This is a genomic window from Streptomyces sp. TP-A0356 (assembly GCF_001417775.1).
Classification (GTDB): domain Bacteria; phylum Actinomycetota; class Actinomycetes; order Streptomycetales; family Streptomycetaceae; genus Streptomyces.
This window is the reverse complement of the sequence record NZ_BBZJ01000030.1, coordinates 87,833-103,641: the sequence shown is the minus strand read 5'-3', so window position 1 is coordinate 103,641 and position 15,809 is coordinate 87,833. Positions and strand designations below refer to the sequence as shown.

Here is a 15,809-nt window from a genome sequence, read left to right as displayed (position 1 = left end):
TCGGACGAGCTTCTCCACTTGCTGCGCGGCTGGGCTGTACCGGAGTCCGTCCTCGTCGGCGAGCAGTCCGCCACCCCCGTCCGCCTCGCCGCGACGCCTCGGGAGGCCGCTGATGCCCAAGGCTGATCTGTCCGCACTGGCCGCCCGGCTGGAGGAGTTCCTCGGCTGCCCGCACGATCCCGCCGGCCGGATGCCGTACTCGCGGATCATGGAGCTGGACGAGCGGGAGTCCTACCCCTACGAGTTCGTCAACCTTCTGCGGCTGTGGGGCGTCCCGGAGTACGCGCTCCCCGGCGAGCAGGGCGGCCGGGCCGGAGACGTGGAGGCCGAGTTCAACCTCGTTCGGCTGATCGCCCGCCGCGACTCCACCACCGCCACCGCGCTGATCATCACCAACCTCGCCTTCATGACGGTCTGGATCGGGGGCAGCGAGGAGCAGAAGGCCGAGCTGGTCACTGCGGTGAAGAACGGCTACCGGCTCTCCTGGGGGCTGTCCGAACGCGCCTTCGGCAGTGACCTGCTGGCCAACGCCATGCGCGCGGAAAAGGTTGAGGGCGGCTACCTGCTCACCGGTGAGAAATGGCTGATCGGCAACGCCACTCGCGCCGACGCCATGGTCGTCTTCGCCCGTACCGGCGAGCGCGGCGGCACCGGCGGGTTCTCGGTGCTCATCCTGGACAAGCGCAACGCCCCAGCCGGCTCCGTGGTCGAGCTGCCCGGCGAGCGACTGCAGGGGCTGCGCGGCATGGACATCAGCGGCATCCGAGTGGAGCAGGTCTTCGTGCCCGAATCCGCGCGCATCGGCGCCGAGGGCCAGGGTCTGGAGATCGCGCTCAAGGCCGCACAGGCGGCCCGCGCCCAGATCAGCGGCATGGCCATCTCGTCGGTGGACACCGGGCTGCGGCTCACCCTGGACTTCACCGAGAACCGGGTCATCCTGGGCAAGCTGGTCAGCGACATCCCCTACAGCCGCCGCCAGCTCACCGAGGTCTTCGCCGACCTCATGGTGGCGGACGCGGTCAGCCTGGGCGCGGTGCGCGGGCTCCAACAGACGCCGGAACAGGTCAGCATCTCCTCCTCGGTGGCCAAGTACCTGGTGCCGACGCTGATGGAGCGCAGCATGTCCCAGCTGGCCGTGGTGCTCGGCGCCCGCTACTTCCTGCGCGCCCACCCGCACTACGGCGTCTTCCAGAAGATGCTGCGCGACCTGCCGGTGGCCAATTTCGCCGACGGCAACACCGTGGTGAACCTGCGCAACCTGGCCAGCCAGATGCCGCTCCTGCTCAGCACCGCCCGCGCCGCCGACGAGGCGCTGCGCACCGATGCGGTGGGCAACGCCGCGGTGCTCTACGGCCTGGAGCGTTCGCTGCCCTGCTACCGGCCCTGGCTGCAGGAGCTGTTCAGCCGCGGCCGGGACGACACCGTGCTCGCCGCGCCGGATGGCATCGCCCGGCTGCGCGCCCTCGCCGAGGAGGCCAAGGAGGACGACCGGCGCGACTGGCTGCGCCGTGCCGCCGACACCGCCGAGGAACTGCTCGGCCACACCGCCTCGCTGGCTGAGCGCTGCGAGCGGCTGCGCGCCGAACTGGGCCGTGCCTACGGTCAGTCCGCCGAACTCTTCGACCTGGCCAAGGAGTACTGCCTGGTGCACGCCGCCGCCGCATGCGTGCTCACCTTCGTCCACTCGCACGAAGCCCTGGAGGAGCCGCTGCCCAACGGCGCCGTGCTGCTGCTCCAGCTGGAGCGGCTGCGTCGGCACCTGCGGCCGCACGAGGCCGTCACCGACCAGGCCGTGGTGGATGAGGTGATGCGGGTGCTGCGGCACTTCCACCACGAGGACCGGCTCTTCTCGCACTGGCAGTTCCCGCTCGCCACGCGCGCCGTCGACCAGGACGCCGTCCGCCATTGACCCCAGAGGAGGACACCGGCGTGAGCCCCGTCTCGCAGACGCCGCCCGTTTCACCCCAGGACCCGTCGTCGCCTGGGAGCGCAACCGCCTTCCTGGACACCGCTCCCGGCACTCCCGGCAGAAGGACGCCGGCGATGAGCGCCGACCCGGCCGTGCTCTGGCTGTTGCCCGAGCGGGCCGTGGAGAGCTTCGTCACCGCGCTCGGCGGCCGGCGGCTGCTCACCGAGGAGGAGCGGGCCCGCCTGGAGCGCCTGCGCGGCGAGGGCGCGCGCCGGCGCTTCCTGGGGGCCCGGCTGCTGGCCCGCTACGCGCTCAGCGCGCGCAGTGGGCGGCCGCCGCACACCTGGCGCTTCCGGCCCGGCCCCTGGGGCCGACCCGAGCCCGAACCGCCCTACGAGGAGCTGCGGTTCAATCTCTCGCACACCGAGGGACTGGTCGCCTGCGTGACCACTCACGGCCGCGGCTGCGGGGTGGACGTCGAGTGCGCCCCCGCCTCACCGGACGCGGTCACCCACCTCATCCCGCACCTCGCCGACGCTGAGCGCGCCGAACTGGCCGCCTTGCCGCCGGCTGCCCGTGCCGACCGGCTCAGCGAGATATGGGTGCTCAAGGAGGCGTACCTCAAAGCCCTCGGTACCGGGATCACCCGGGACATGGCCGGCTTCGCCTTCGCCGCCCCGCCCGCCGGGCCGATCACCGTCCACGACCCCCGCCGACCGTCCTGGGCGGGAGACGCTTGGTGGTTCGAGCTCCTCCGCCCCGCCCCGGGGCACGTGCTCGCCGTGGCCACCGAGGACGGCCGCCCGGGAGACCTGTGCCGTATCGACCTCGCCGACCTTTCCGACCTGCCCGCAGCCTGACCGCCGTCGGCGGCCCGCCGTCCGCCGACCTGGCATCCGCACACCGTTCTGCCGACCGCTTCGCCGACCGTGGAGGAACCACCATGCCGCTTGCACACAGCCCCCGCGTCGCCGTCATCGGCGCCGGCCCGTCCGGCATCTCCGCCGCCTACCACCTGCGCGAGCGCGCGCAGATCACCCTCTATGAGCGTGAGGACCGCCTGGGCGGTCACGCCAACACCGTCGAAGTGGAGGACGACGGCCGCATCCTGGGCCTGGACACCGCATTCATCGTCTTCAACCGCCTGGCCTACCCGACCATGACGCCGGTCTTCGACGAACTCGGTGTGGAGATGGTCGTCCACCCCGGCGGGTTCAACTTCTTCGACCTGGACTCCGGTCTCGAGTACGGCACGCGCGAACTGGACCTCACCGAGGAGGAAGTGGCCGCCCGCTACGCGGCGACCCCGGAGTTCCTGCCGGTGTGGCGCGAGGTCCGGCGCTTCCACACCGAGGGCCGGAAGGACTTCCTGCGCGGCCGCGCCGAAATCCCGATGGGGGAGTACCTCGACCGGGGCGGCTACAGCGCGGAGTTCCGCCGCTCCTACCTCATCCTGCTCTGCTCGGCGGTGTGGTCGGTTCCCGCCGAGCGGATCTGGGAGATGCCGGCCGCCACCGTGATCGCTTTCTTCATGGGCCACGACGAGGGCGGGCTCGGCGGCCGCCGGGTCGACTGGCGTACCGTGGGCGGCGGTTCGATCAGCTATGTGCGCAAGGCGATCGCCGCCATTGGCCCGGAGATCCGCAGCGGGGAGCCGGTCACCTCGGTCGTCCAGGAGGCGGACGGAGTCACGGTCACCACGGCGCGCGGCAGCGAGCGCTACGACTACGCGGTGCTCGGCGCGCACGCCGACGAGTCTCTGACGGTGCTGCGCCACCCCACCGAGCACCAGCGCACCGTGCTCTCCACTGTGCGCTACAACCCCTCCGACGTGGCGCTGCACACCGACGCCTCGGTCATCTCCGGGAACCGCGAGCGCTGGGAGTCCTGGAACTACGGTAAGGCCGAGGTGGATGGCGAGGCCCACACCTACGTCGTCTACTACCTCAACAAGCTGCACCACTTCAGCTCCCGGCGGGACTACTTCGTCACCCTGGACTACCCACGCGACCTCGACCCGGAGAAGGTGATCGCCCGCTTCCGTTACACCCACCCCATCCTGGACGGCGCGGTACGAGCCTTGCAGCAGGACATCTACCGCGTGAACGAGGGCACGCGCGTCAAGCTGTGCGGCTCCTACTTCCACTCCAGGAAGCTGGGCGTGGACCAGATCGGCTCGCACGAGGCCGCATGGGCCTCCGGCAAGGAGGCGGCGGTCCAGCTGCTGGCCGAGCTGGATGGCTGACCGCACGCCGCGGTGCACTACTCCTTGTGGCGCTGCGCGGACTCGTGTTCCTGGGCGAGCCTGCGCAGTGCCATCAGGGCGGGCTCCAGCAGGGTGGTGAGGACGACGGCGCGCTCGGCCAGCTCCAAGGGGTCCGTCACACCGTCCAGTTGGTCGAGATCCAGGCGGGCGGTGTCCTCGGCCAGTCGGGCGTAGGGGAGCAGGGCCTGCCAGTCGGGAGCCATCCCGAACTGCTGCAGGCTGGCCAGGGTCTCGGCCAGCACGCCGCGGGCGGGGGCGTCCTTGTGCACCTGCCAGCCCAGCTCATGGATCAGCGCGTCCACCGCGGCCAGTTGCTCGGACTCCTCGGTGGGCTCCTCCGAGAGCCGGATCGCGCCGAGGGCCAGGCCGAGCACGAGGTGCGGGGAGGACTGTTCCTCGGAAAGGGCTTTCAGCACCTGCCGGGTGGCCTCCACGGAGAGCCCGCGCATCCCGATCAGCGCCCGGATCAGACGCAGCCGGCGTAGGTGCTGCTCGTCGTACTCGGCCTGGGTGGCCGAGGTCAGGCGGCCGGCGGGCAGCAGCTCCTCGCGGATGTAGAACTTGATCGTGGGCACGGAGACCCCGCTCTTCCGGCTGAGTTCCGAGATTCGCATCGGGCTCGCTTCCTTCTGGCCATTCGATAGCTCTACTGTCTATCATCGATAGCGACACTGTCCAATATGGCCGCGGGCGGCGTCCGCGGAAGGCCCCTCCCAGGAAGACACCGTCATGCCCACACTTCCCTGGACCACCCCGAACGCACCGCGGCCCGGCCTCACCACCGCGCTGGTCATGGCCTCCCGCCTGGAGGTGCGTTCGCTGAAAGACGTGCCGCGGTTCTTCCTCCGCTCCCTCGTGGCCTGGAAGCAGGTCCGCGGCGCCCAGGGGGCCCTCGGCGCTTCGCTCATCGCGGATCCGCTGCGCCGTACCTTCTGGACCCTCTCCGCCTGGGAGAGCCGCGAGCAGCTCTACGCCTACGCCAAGACAGAACCCCACAACTCGATCATGAAGGGCCTGCGGCCCACCATGCGCCACTCGGTCTTCACCTTCTGGGAGGTCCCGGTGGGCGAGCTGCCGATCACCTGGAGCGACGCCAAGCGCCGCCTCGCCGAGCAGCAGGCCGCCGAGTCCCGTTCCTGAACAGCCGTCAGCACAGACTGTCCATCCCGTTCGCCTCCCCTGGCGAACCCGCCGAGGAGAGACCCTCCATGACCAAGCCCGATACCCGGTCGGTACCGCTGTGGCTGTCGATCGTGGCCTCCAGCGTCCCGATGTTCATGGTCGCGCTGGACAACCTGGTCGTCTCGACCGCGCTGCACACGCTGGCCGTGAAGCTCAACGCCTCCACCCAGGACCTGCAGTGGTTCGTCAACGCCTACGTGCTCAGCTTCGCCTGCCTGCTGCTCACCGCGGCCGCGCTCGGTGACCGCTTCGGCCGCCGCCGGGTCTTCATACTCGGCATCACCCTCTTCACCCTCGCCTCCATCGCCTGCGGCCTCGCGACCACCAGCGGTGAGCTGATCGCCGCCCGCGCCGTGCAGGGCATCGGGGCCTCCGCCGTCATGCCGCTCTCGCTCACCCTGCTCTCCCAGGCCGTCCCGGCCCGCAAACGCGGCCTGGCGCTGGGCCTGTGGTCCGGCATCAGCGGCCTGGCCGTGGCCATGGGCCCGGTGGTCGGCGGCGCGGTCGTGGACGGCCTGGACTGGCAGTGGATCTTCTGGGTCAACGTGCCGGTGGGCATCGTGGCCGTGCCGCTGATCCGCTTCGTGCTGCAGGAGAGCCGGCTGGAGGGCGCGGGCCTGGACCTGTTGGGCATGCTCCTGGCCGCCGCAGCGCTGTTCGCCGTGGTCTGGGGCATCGTGCACGCCTCCACCGACGGCTGGACCTCCGGCACCGTGCTCGGCGCGTTCGCCGCCGGAGCTGTGCTGCTCGTCCTCTTCCTGTTCTGGGAACGCCGCACCGCGCAGCCGATGCTGCCGCTCTCCTTCTACCGGGTGCGCGCCTTCACCCTCACCAACGTCGTCTCCGCCAGCATGTACTTCGGCGTCTTCGGCTCGCTCTTCCTGCTCGCCCAGTACCTGCAGATCGCCCCGCCGCGCACCCCGCTGGAGGCCGGTGTGCGGACCCTGGCCTGGACTCTGATGCCGATGTTCGTCGCCCCCGTCGCCGGGATGCTGACCAACAAGGTCGGCGGCGGGCGGCTGATGGCCCTCGGCCTCTTCCTGCAGGGCGCCGGACTGGCCTGGATCAACCTGGTCGCCGGCACCGACACCTCCTACGCGACCCTGGTCGCGCCGATGGTGGTCTCGGGCATCGGCATGGGCTTCGTCTTCGCGCCCACCGCGGCCGTGGTGCTCGGTTCGGTCAGTCAGGAGCACGCGGGCAAGGCCTCCGGTGCCAACACCACCGTCCGCGAGGTGGGCGGCGCGCTTGGTATCGCCGTGCTGAGCACCGTCTTCGCCGGCCACGGCAGCACCGCGTCGCCCATGTCCTTCGTCGACGGCATGCACCCCGCGGTGTGGGCGGGGGTCGGTGTGGTGCTCGCCGGCGCGCTGTGCGCACTGGGCATCCCGCGTCGGCCGCAGTCCGCCGGCGCCCCGACCGCCGAGTCCGAGGCAGCCGTCGCCGACGCGGACCGCACCGCAGCAGCCACCGCCTGACCGTCCCCCCGACCGGCGCGGGTGCCCGATCCCCCGCGGGCACCCGCGCCCCCGTGCCAGGAGGAACCATGGACCCCTCACTCGAGGGCTGGGACATCCCCCGCCTCGACGGCAATGACGAACTCCCGTGGATCCCCTGGGGCTCCCAGGGCAAGGCGCGGGCCAGGATCGCCGCCCGCGCGGACGGCTACCACGTGGCCATCGTCGAGGCCGAGCCGGGCTACCAGACGGACCCACACGTGCACGAGCACGCCGAGTTCCTGTACGTCATCGAGGGCACGCTCAGCAACCAGGGTCGCACCATGACCACCGGCGACGTCTTCGCCGCCGCTGCAGGCTCCGCGCACACCCACTTCATTGCCGAAACACCCCTCAGATACGTGTCGATCTTCAAAATCGAGAGCAGCGAAGAGAAGGCTTGACGCCGCGCGTTCGGCACAATCGACGCCGCCGCAGGCCGTGGCGCCGGCCCGTGTGGATTTCCGGGAACTGGGCGATCCAAGAGGGCCGGCCGAACAGGAGCTGGACATGCCACCGACCGCCTGGCCTTCATCGGCGCGTCGCCGGGGTGGCGGCCTCATCTGCCTGGAGCGTACGCCCCTCCCGCAGACCCGGATGGCGGATGTCTGCGGCAGCCGACTCGTCCTGATCAGTGTCAAGTCGTGGGCATCACCATCACAGAGCCGAGGGTTCTCATGCATGTCGAATCGTCCTCCGACAGTGCCCACAAGACCTTCTTCCGCGTCCTGGGGCCGCTGCGGATCTGTTTCGGGGACCGGGAGGTTCCCCTCCCCGAAAGCCGTCAACTCACCGTCCTGGCCGTCCTGTTGACCGAGGTCAACAAGGCTGTGCCGCTCGGCAGGCTTGTTGACGCGGTGTGGGGCGACACGCCGCCGGTCACCGCGGACAAACAGATACAGACCTGTGTGTGGCGGGTACGCAAGGCATTGGTCGCTGCCGGGGCCTGCGCTGATCTCATCGAGACCGTCCGCGGCGGCTACTTGCTGCGTCTGCCCGACGGGTCTTTGGACACCCAGCTCTTCGAGGAGCTCAGGGAGCGCGGCCGCGTCCGGGCTCAGGCCGGTGATCCGAAAGGCGCCGTCGACGACTACCGCGCGGCGCTGGCGCTCTTCCGCGGAGAGCCGTTGGCCGGGTTGGCGGGCCGGGCACTCGAGCCGGTCGCGGCGTACTGGGCGGAGCGCCGGCTCGCCTTGCTGGAGGAGTGCTTCGACGTGGAACTCGCCCTCGGCCGCCATCGGGAACTGGTCGGTGAACTCAGCCTGCTGGTCGACGAGCACCCGTTGCGCGAACAGCTCCGCTGGCACCTGATGACGGCGCTGTACCTGTCCGACCGCCGGGCCGACGCCCTCGCGGTCTACCACGCGGGCCGGGCCGCACTGATCAGCCATGTCGGCCTCGACCCATGCGCCCGCCTCCAGGAGCTGCACCAGCGGATCATCGCAGGTCACCCCGTCTTCCCGACCGAGGCCGGCTCGCGCCCGGGCCCCGCCCTGCGGGGCGTTTCCCGAGCGGTCGGCTGACGGCACCTTTCGACGAGGGACGCGCAGATGAAGGCACAGGCCGGCACCCGGCAGCCGCACAGCACGTGCGGCGTCATCACCGGGCACCGGCCGCTGCCGCCTCCTCTGCCTGTACGAGTTCGTCGGCAAGCGTCTCCAGCGCATGCCGGAGCACGTCGATGGCCCTCACGTATTCGACGAGGTCGATGTGCTCCCGGTCGGTATGGTCAAGGCTGGAGTCGCCCGGGCCATAGACGGCCATCGGCACGTTCCAGGATGGCTCGAGGATGTTGAGGTCGGCCGTGCCCGTCTTGAGCTTCAGCGTGGGACGCGCTCCCTGAGCGCGTATCCCGGAGCAGAGGGCGCGCACCGCGGCGCCACGGGTGTCGACGCGCACGGGCGGGGTCCGGTCGTCGATCGTCAGTACACCGTCTCCGGCGGCATCGGCCAGGAACCGCTCGAACTCCTCCAGGTCGAATCCCGGGGGAGTGCGGCAGGCGACGGTCATCCGGGCCTGTTCGATCGTGCCGCCCATGTCCACCAGCGTCGGGATGGGCCGGTCGAAGGCGCGGCTTCCCGCCGCGTGGGCGTCGCAGTAGCCGACCACCTTGTTCCAGAAGGCGATGGCCGCCTCGGTGGCCTTCTCCTCGGGGCTCGCCGTGTGCACGGCGGGACGGCACACGGCGTACCGCACCACGACGCGCCCCTTGTAGCCGATGCCGACGCCGGACCACCCGTTGGGTTCCCCGACGAAGGCGGCGTCGGGCCGGTGCCCCTCGAGAAGGTGTGTCGCACCCCGTCCGAATGTCTCTTCCTCGACCACTCCTGCGACCACCAGTTGTGCGTGGCCGACCTCGGCGGCCGCGGCCGCGCAGATCATGGTGGCCAGCGGCCCCTTGGCGTCCACCGTGCCGCGCCCGTGCAGGACGGTGCCTTGCTGCCGCACCTCCAGCCGGCTCGGCACGGTGTCCATGTGGCCGATCAGCATGATCGTCGGGCCGGCGACCGGACCGCGCCTGGCGATGACGTTGCCGACCTCGTCGATGCGCGTCGCGAAGCCCCAGTCCCGCAGCTCGCCGGCCAGGAAGGCGGCCAGCTCCGCCTCTCCGCCCGACGGCGAAGGGATCTCGACCATTCGCCGAAGCAACGACTCGGCACGTGTACTCATCGGGTTCCTCTCACGAATGTCGTGCCGGCCCCTGCCCGTGCGGCGAGCACGGGGGAGTCCAGCCGGCCGTCGGCGAGGACGACGTGAGGCACCCCGGCCACGAAGGCCTCACCGGCGCTTTGCAGTTTCACCTTCATGCGCCCTCCCGCGCCGTCCAGGTAGCGGGACAACTCCTCGCAGGGCACCTCGGTCACCAGGCTCGTGGGATCCGCGGGGTCGCGCAGCAGCCCGGGAACGTTGGAGAGGATGATCAGCCAGTCGGCTGCCAGGGCGAGCGAGAGCCGGGCGGCGAACCGGTCGGCGTCGACGTTGAGCATGCCGAGGGCCGGATCCAGTGCGGGAGGCGACACCACGGGAACGTAGCCACCGCCCAGCAGGGTCAGCACGAGATCCGGATCGACCTGATGGATCCGCCCGGAGAAGTCGTCCCGGACCACCTGCTCGACGCCGTCGACCACGGCCCTGGCCGGCGGCGTTCGGCGGGCGGTGACCTGGGAACCGTCGATCCCGGACAGGCCGACAGCGCGGAGTCCGGCCCCGGTCAGCGCCGTGACCAGCGCCGGTTTGACACGGCCGAGCATCGCCATGGCGAGCGCGTCGAGCGCGGGTGCGTCGGTGTAGCGGCTGTGCCGGCCGTTGGGTGCGGTCATGGTGCGGGTGGGCCGGTCGAGTTCGGCGGCGAGCCGGTCGGCTTCCGTGCCACCGCCGTGCACGACGACCACCTCGCCGCCCTGCTCGGCGAGCTCGGCGATGTCGGCGCATGCGCCGGTCATCTCGGCGCCGAGCGAACCACCGACCTTGATCACGAAGCGCTCAGGCCGGGTGGAGCCCGGCGAACCGCAGGCCCGCGGTCTCGTCGTGGCCAGAGGCGATGTTGAAGCACTGGACGGCATTGCCGGCACCTCCTTTCACCAGGTTGTCGATGGCCGACACGACGATCAGGTGGTCTCCCTCCGCGTTGAGCGACAGACCGATGTCGCAGTAGTTGGTGCCGCTGAGGATCTTCGGCTCCGGCATCCGGCGCAGAGCCGACCGCTCCCTGACCAGCCGCACGAAGGGCTCGTCCTGGTAGGCCGTACGGTAGAGCGCCCACAGCTCGCGCTCGGTGACCGTCCGTGCCGGAGTGATGTGGCAGGCCACCTGGATGCCGCGCACGGCCTCGATGCCGGTCACCGTCATGTGCACCCGCACTCCGCATGCCTGCTCGATCTCCGCGGTGTGCCTGTGACCATGCGGCTTGGCCATGCGCAGGGCGCCGCTGCGCTCGGGGTGGTGGCTGCCCTCGTCGGGAGTCCTGCCCCCGCCGCTGGAGCCGGTACGGGCGTCGACCAGGACCGGGCCAGCAACCAGCCCCGCCGTGGCGAGCGGGTGCAGGGCCAGGATCGCGGCGTTGGCCATGCAGCCCGGCACCGCGATGTGACTCGCCTCGCGCAGCTGCTCCCGGTGCAGTTCGGGTATCCCCGGCTGGAAACGGGAGAGCCAGGACGCCTCCGGCGCGGCACCGGAGTAGTAGCGTTCCCGCCGGCCGGGGGTGTGGAGCCGGAAGTCGGCGCTCAGGTCCACCACCATCGGCGCGAGCGCGGACCAGGTGCCGATGCTCTTCGTCGATGCCCCGTGCGGCGTCGCCAGGAAGACGACGTCGGACTCCGACAGGTCCTCCTCGGCCACGAAGGACAAGTCGCTCTGGCCGCGCAGGTTCGGGTGCGCGGCGCTGAGGGGGCGTCCGCGGTGGCGTGTCGAGGTGGCCTGGCTGAGCTCCACGTGCGGATGCTGAAGCAGCAGCCTGACCAGTTCGCCGCCTATGTATCCGCCGGCGCCGATCACCGAGGCCTTCACCGCGCCACCACCTCCAGGACGTGGCTGACGAGGAGATCGGCGATGTCCAGCCCGGTGGCCGAGGCGAGTCCGTGGAACTCCATGGTGTGGTTGACCTCGGTGACCAGCACCTCGCCGTCGGGGCGTTCGATCAGGTCCACCGCGAGCATGCCGCCGCCGACCGCCTCCGCGGCCCGCAGGGCGAGCTTGGCCAGGTCCGGCGTAACCTCGCAAGGCTCCGTGGTGGCACCGCGCGCGGTGTTGGTGATCCAGTGTTCCGACCTGCGGTAGACGGCCGCGACGACCCGGTCGCCGAGCACGATGGCCCGTATGTCGCGGTCCGGCTTGTCGATGAGTTCCTGGACGTAGAACACCGAGTGCACCGGTGAACGCATCGCCTGCTTGTGCTCGACGAGCGTCTCGGCCGCGTCCCGGTCGTTGACCTTCGACAGCAGCCGCCCCCAGGACCCGACGGCGGGCTTGACCACCGCCGGGTACCCGATCTCCTCGATGGCCTGCAACGCCGCCTCGGGGGTCACCGCCACGACGGTCCGCGGGGTCGGCAACCCGGCGCGTACCAGGGCCAGCGACGTGAGGATCTTGTCGCCGCAGACCTCGATGACGCTGCTCGGGTTGAGCACCTGATGGCCTGTCGACTCCAACAGGTGCGCGGCGTAGAGGCTCCGCGTGTGCGACATGATCCGGTTCAGCACGCCCCGGTACCGCACCGGCGGCGGCGATTGGAGGTCACTGACCAGGGTCCGGTCGTCGATAGAGGCGTATGGGATGCCGCGCCGCTCGAGAGCGGCGAAGATCTGCCGCTCCTCCAGGCGGACGCGGGTGGTCAGGACGGCCAGGAGGCCGTCCTGCGACGCGCTCGTGATCACCCGTTACTCCCCGAAGTCTTCCTCGATCTCAGGGGCGAGCGCGAACTCGGCCGGGTCGAGGGAGATGAGCTCCAACTCGACCTTGCACGTCGGGCACACGACGATCGACGTCACGTGCATGTCCGGCGCCGTCGGTACGATCTCGGCGCATTCCGGGCAGGTGCTCGCCGTGGCGGTGGTCATGACGCACTCTCCTTTGTGGTGTAACTGTTGTGAACGGTTGTTGTGCAGGAACGGCCGCTCAGGACGGCCTTGGCGGCGGCGACGACGTGGTGCGGGCTGACGCCGCCGGCGATGAGCTGGGCGCGGTGGCTGCCCGGCTGGGAAGAGAAGGCGTCGCGCACGCCGACCCGCAGTACCCGGGTCGGCTCGTGTTCCGCGACGGCCTCGGCGACCGCGCCGCCCAGCCCGCCGAGCAGCGCGTGGTCCTCGACGGTCACGATGCCGGCGGTGCCGCCGGCCGCCCTCACCACCGTCGCGACATCAAGGGGCTTGATGGTGTGCATGTTCAGCACTGCGGCTTCGATGCCTTGCTCAGCGAGCTGCTCGGCCGCCTCCAGCGCGAACAGGACGGGGTAGGAGCCGGCCGCGATGATCGTCACGTCACCGCCGATGCGCAACTCCACCGCCTCGCCGACGGTGAAGCAGGCGTCGCCGTGGTGGACCGGGCCGGTCGGGCCGCGGCCGAGACGGATGTACACCGGGCCGGGCAGGTACGCCGCCGCGTTGACCATCCGCACCGTCTCGGCGGCGTCCGCGGGCGTCATCACCGTCATGTTGGGCAGCGACCGCATCACCGCGAGGTCCTGCTGGGCGTGGTGGGTCGGGCCGAGGTGGCCTGCGGACAAGCCGGAATGTGTGGCGACGATGCGCACCGGCAGCCTGTGGTAGGCGATATCGATCTTGACTTGTTCCAGGGCTCGAGCCGAGGCGAACGCGGCCATCGTGTTGACGAAGGGCAGGATGCCGGTGCTGGCGAGCGCGGCTGCGACGGACATCAGGTTGGCCTCGGCGATACCGAGGTCCACGTACTGCTGTGGCAGCACGGCCTCGAACTGCTTCTCCAGCCCGCCCATGTCCGAATCAAGGCACCAGATCCGGCGGTCCGCTCGCGCCAGTTCGAGCAGCGTGGCGCGGTAGGCGGCCCGGTCGGAGCCGTCCTGCCGGTCCTCGACGGCCCGCCGCGCCGTACCGTGCGCGCTCTGCGGGCCACTCATGTCGCGGCTCGCAGGGCGGCGAGTGCCCGCTCGTAGGCTGCCTCGCCGAGCTTGGCGAAGTGGCTCTGCTTGCGGTGCTCAAGATGGCGCACACCGCGTCCCTTGACCGTGTCGGCGATCAGTACGGTCGGGCGCCCCGGAACCGGCGCGGACTGCAGTGCCGGCACCAGTTCGCCGAAGTCGTGGCCGTTCACCTCCGCCACCTGCCAGCCGAAGGCCCTCCACTTGTCGGCGAGGGGCTCCAGCCGCATCCGGTCCTCGGTCGGACCACTGATCTGCAGACGGTTGCGGTCCACCACGGCGGTGAGGTTGTCCAGTTCCAGGTGTGCGGCCGCCATGGCCGCCTCCCAGACCGACCCCTCCTGCAACTCGCCGTCGCCCATCAGGGTGAAGACCCGGTTGGGGCGTCCGGCGCGGCGAGCCGCCAGAGCCAGTCCGGTGGCCAGCGACAGGCCGTGGCCCAGCGATCCGGTCGCGAACTCCACGCCCGGCACCGCGGGTGTGGGGTGCGCCATCAACCGCCCGGTGGCGCACCCGTAGGTGTCCAGCTCCGAGAGGGCCAGGAACCCCCGCTCGGCGAGCGTCGCGTACAGTGCCGCGCTGGCGTGCCCCTTGCTGAGGACGAATTGGTCACGCCCGGCCCAGCCGGGCTCGTGCGGCCGCACCCGCAGGACCCTGAAATAGAGGGCCACGAGGATGTCGGCCGCCGACAGGGACCCGCCCACGTGCGTGCCGATCGCCCCGGCCCCGATCCTGAGCACGTGCTCGCGGACCGCCGTCGCCCGGCACCGCAGGTCGTCCCAGGCCGCGTCCTCGCCCGTGACCGGCTCGGCGATCTGGACGCTCACGCCGGCACACCAGCCTTCTGCTGGTACCCCTTGACGGCTGCCCACGGCGGCTCGTAGTCGAGGGCCCGAGCGAAGCGGGCGATGACGTCGAGGTTCTCCCAGACCCGTTCGAAGGCGGTCGCGTACTCGTCCAGAGCAGGACCGGCGTCGGGGTTGAGGTGCATGCGCCGCAGGCAGAGGGAGTCCTCGATGACCTGGCAGGTCACCGGGTAGTCGGCCAGGTCGTAGCGCTGCGGATTGGCCCCCGGCAGCGACCACGGATAGCCCTTGCCATAGGCGTTCTGCTCCTGGAACACCGGCTGACCGGGCAGCGGAATGATCTGGTAGTGCGTCAGCGGCACGCCCTCCGCGAGCAGCGCCCGGCGCAGCGCCTGGCGGAAACGGCCCGGCGTGACCCCGTCCATGCCGGCCGCCCGCGGGTCGAAGCGGAAGCGCAGCATGTGCCACATGTGGGTGCGGTCGGTCGGGGCGGGCGGGACGACGATGCCCGGCAGCGCCGCCAGTCGCGACAGGAAGACGGGGATGTTCTGGTCGCGGCGCACCTGGTAGTCCCAGAACCTGGCGAGCTGGGCCCTGGTGAAGGCGGCCAGCACCGAGCTGAGCTTGAGGTTCGAGCCGCGGGTGGCGGACACGTACAGCCGTTCCTCCGTGCTGAGGTCCTCGCCGAGGATCCGCAGGCTCCGGCAGCGCTCGGCGACGTTCTCGTCGTCCGTGACGATCAGTCCGCCCTCGCCGCACGTCGGGATGCTCTTCTCCACGTTGAGGCTGAACACCGCGGCAGCGCCCATGGAGCCCGCGGTCTCACCGCGGTACGTCCCGCCCTGCGCCTGTACGGCGTCCTCGATCACCAGCAGGTCGTACTCGCGGGCCAGGCCCCGGATCTCGTCCATGTCGGCGGGCAGACCACCGAGGTGGACCGGGACGATCGCCCGGGTACGGTCGGTGATCTTCGCCTCGATCTGCTTCACGTCGATGTTGAACGTGACCGGGTCGATGTCCACGAAGACAGGAATCGCCAACTGGTACAGCGGCGCCATCGCGGTCGCCACGTAGCTGAGCGCCGGGACGATCACCTCGTCGCCGGGCTGGAGGCCCAGGGCGGTCAGCGCCAGCTCCAGCGCCACCGTGCCGCTGTTGACGGCGACCGCGTAACGAGTGTCGCAAAACTCGGCCCATTCCCTCTCGAGCCCGCTGATCTCCTGTTCGTCCTTCGCACCGACCGTGAACTTGCGGCTGTCAAGGACCCGCAGGACGGCGTCCCTGTCCGCCTGCGTCACCACCGGCCACTCCAGCCGCCGGTGTTCCTGACGCACCACGGGCTTGCTGCCGAACATCGCCAGCTGCGCCTTCATGTCTCCCCCTTGTGAGCCAAACAGGACGCGTCTGTTCCGTATCGCCGGGATACGGGGAGAGCCGTCCACGATGCCGTGGGCCCCGGCCCTGTGGTGGACGCTAGGGCTCGCCGCTCTTGTCGCGTTCTCACGGCGATATCCGGCCACCCGATTCCCCGGGCGAGCGC

The 15,809-nt window shown here is 70.6% G+C and carries 16 protein-coding genes; 7 read left to right on the top strand and 9 right to left on the bottom strand.

What is annotated here, in order from left to right; all coding sequences use genetic code 11:
* Positions 1-112 precede the first annotated feature (112 nt).
* The 3 genes from ASC56_RS31350 (at position 113) to ASC56_RS31340 (ending at position 4,154) form a co-directional block, all read left to right on the top strand.
* A complete protein-coding gene (locus tag ASC56_RS31350) occupies positions 113-1,909 on the top strand; it encodes an acyl-CoA dehydrogenase family protein (RefSeq protein WP_055494967.1) in 1,797 nt (598 codons plus the stop codon).
* A 134-nt stretch (positions 1,910-2,043) separates the two neighbouring features.
* Positions 2,044-2,769, top strand: a complete 726-nt coding sequence (locus ASC56_RS31345; RefSeq protein WP_055494966.1) for a 4'-phosphopantetheinyl transferase superfamily protein — start codon at positions 2,044-2,046, stop codon at positions 2,767-2,769.
* An 83-nt stretch (positions 2,770-2,852) separates the two neighbouring features.
* On the top strand, positions 2,853-4,154 hold the full coding sequence (locus tag ASC56_RS31340) for an NAD(P)/FAD-dependent oxidoreductase (RefSeq protein ID WP_055494965.1): 1,302 nt from the start codon (positions 2,853-2,855) through the stop codon (positions 4,152-4,154).
* A 17-nt stretch (positions 4,155-4,171) separates the two neighbouring features.
* Here the strand turns inward: ASC56_RS31340 and ASC56_RS31335 are convergent, their stop codons facing one another.
* Positions 4,172-4,789 carry a MerR family transcriptional regulator gene (locus ASC56_RS31335; RefSeq protein ID WP_055494964.1) on the bottom strand — a complete coding sequence of 206 codons (618 nt, stop codon included), beginning with the start codon at positions 4,787-4,789 and terminating at the stop codon, positions 4,172-4,174.
* A gap of 115 nt (positions 4,790-4,904) precedes the next feature.
* Between ASC56_RS31335 and ASC56_RS31330 the strand changes: the two genes are divergently transcribed.
* From ASC56_RS31330 to ASC56_RS31315, 4 genes are all read left to right on the top strand, one after another.
* Positions 4,905-5,315: a DUF3291 domain-containing protein gene (locus ASC56_RS31330; RefSeq protein WP_055494963.1), complete on the top strand. Its 411-nt coding sequence runs from the start codon at positions 4,905-4,907 to the stop codon at positions 5,313-5,315.
* A 68-nt stretch (positions 5,316-5,383) separates the two neighbouring features.
* The gene (locus ASC56_RS31325; protein ID WP_055494962.1) at positions 5,384-6,835 is read left to right on the top strand and encodes an MFS transporter; all 1,452 of its coding nucleotides are present in this window, start codon (positions 5,384-5,386) and stop codon (positions 6,833-6,835) included.
* A gap of 68 nt (positions 6,836-6,903) precedes the next feature.
* Positions 6,904-7,257 (top strand): cupin domain-containing protein, encoded by a 354-nt coding sequence (locus tag ASC56_RS31320; protein WP_055494961.1) that lies wholly within the window; start codon positions 6,904-6,906, stop codon positions 7,255-7,257.
* Positions 7,258-7,530: 273 nt separating this feature from the next.
* Positions 7,531-8,376 (top strand): AfsR/SARP family transcriptional regulator, encoded by an 846-nt coding sequence (locus tag ASC56_RS31315; RefSeq protein ID WP_055494960.1) that lies wholly within the window; start codon positions 7,531-7,533, stop codon positions 8,374-8,376.
* Positions 8,377-8,452: 76 nt separating this feature from the next.
* Here ASC56_RS31315 and ASC56_RS31310 read toward each other — a convergent pair whose 3' ends face one another.
* Genes ASC56_RS31310 through ASC56_RS31275 form a run of 8 tightly spaced genes read right to left on the bottom strand, consistent with a single transcriptional unit; the run spans position 8,453 to position 15,642 of the window.
* Positions 8,453-9,523 (bottom strand): M20/M25/M40 family metallo-hydrolase, encoded by a 1,071-nt coding sequence (locus ASC56_RS31310; protein ID WP_055494959.1) that lies wholly within the window; start codon positions 9,521-9,523, stop codon positions 8,453-8,455.
* Positions 9,520-10,329: a [LysW]-aminoadipate kinase gene (locus ASC56_RS31305; RefSeq protein WP_079102813.1), complete on the bottom strand. Its 810-nt coding sequence runs from the start codon at positions 10,327-10,329 to the stop codon at positions 9,520-9,522. Before ASC56_RS31305 ends, ASC56_RS31310 begins: the two co-directional genes overlap by 4 nt.
* Before the next feature lie 7 nt (positions 10,330-10,336).
* Positions 10,337-11,359, bottom strand: coding sequence for an N-acetyl-gamma-glutamyl-phosphate reductase (argC, locus tag ASC56_RS31300; protein WP_055494958.1), 1,023 nt, complete (start codon positions 11,357-11,359; stop codon positions 10,337-10,339).
* Entirely contained in the window at positions 11,356-12,225 is an 870-nt protein-coding gene (gene lysX / locus ASC56_RS31295; RefSeq protein ID WP_079102812.1) for a lysine biosynthesis protein LysX, read from the bottom strand. Before lysX ends, argC begins: the two co-directional genes overlap by 4 nt.
* A gap of 3 nt (positions 12,226-12,228) precedes the next feature.
* Positions 12,229-12,408, bottom strand: a complete 180-nt coding sequence (locus ASC56_RS31290) for a hypothetical protein (RefSeq protein WP_055494957.1) — start codon at positions 12,406-12,408, stop codon at positions 12,229-12,231.
* Entirely contained in the window at positions 12,405-13,442 is a 1,038-nt protein-coding gene (locus ASC56_RS31285; protein ID WP_055494956.1) for a transketolase family protein, read from the bottom strand. Before ASC56_RS31285 ends, ASC56_RS31290 begins: the two co-directional genes overlap by 4 nt.
* The gene (locus ASC56_RS31280; RefSeq protein ID WP_199836111.1) at positions 13,439-14,290 is read right to left on the bottom strand and encodes a transketolase; all 852 of its coding nucleotides are present in this window, start codon (positions 14,288-14,290) and stop codon (positions 13,439-13,441) included. The genes ASC56_RS31285 and ASC56_RS31280 overlap by 4 nt, the downstream gene beginning before the upstream one ends.
* Positions 14,287-15,642: a DegT/DnrJ/EryC1/StrS aminotransferase family protein gene (locus ASC56_RS31275; protein ID WP_055494955.1), complete on the bottom strand. Its 1,356-nt coding sequence runs from the start codon at positions 15,640-15,642 to the stop codon at positions 14,287-14,289. The genes ASC56_RS31280 and ASC56_RS31275 overlap by 4 nt, the downstream gene beginning before the upstream one ends.
* Between the last annotated feature and the right edge of the window lie 167 nt (positions 15,643-15,809).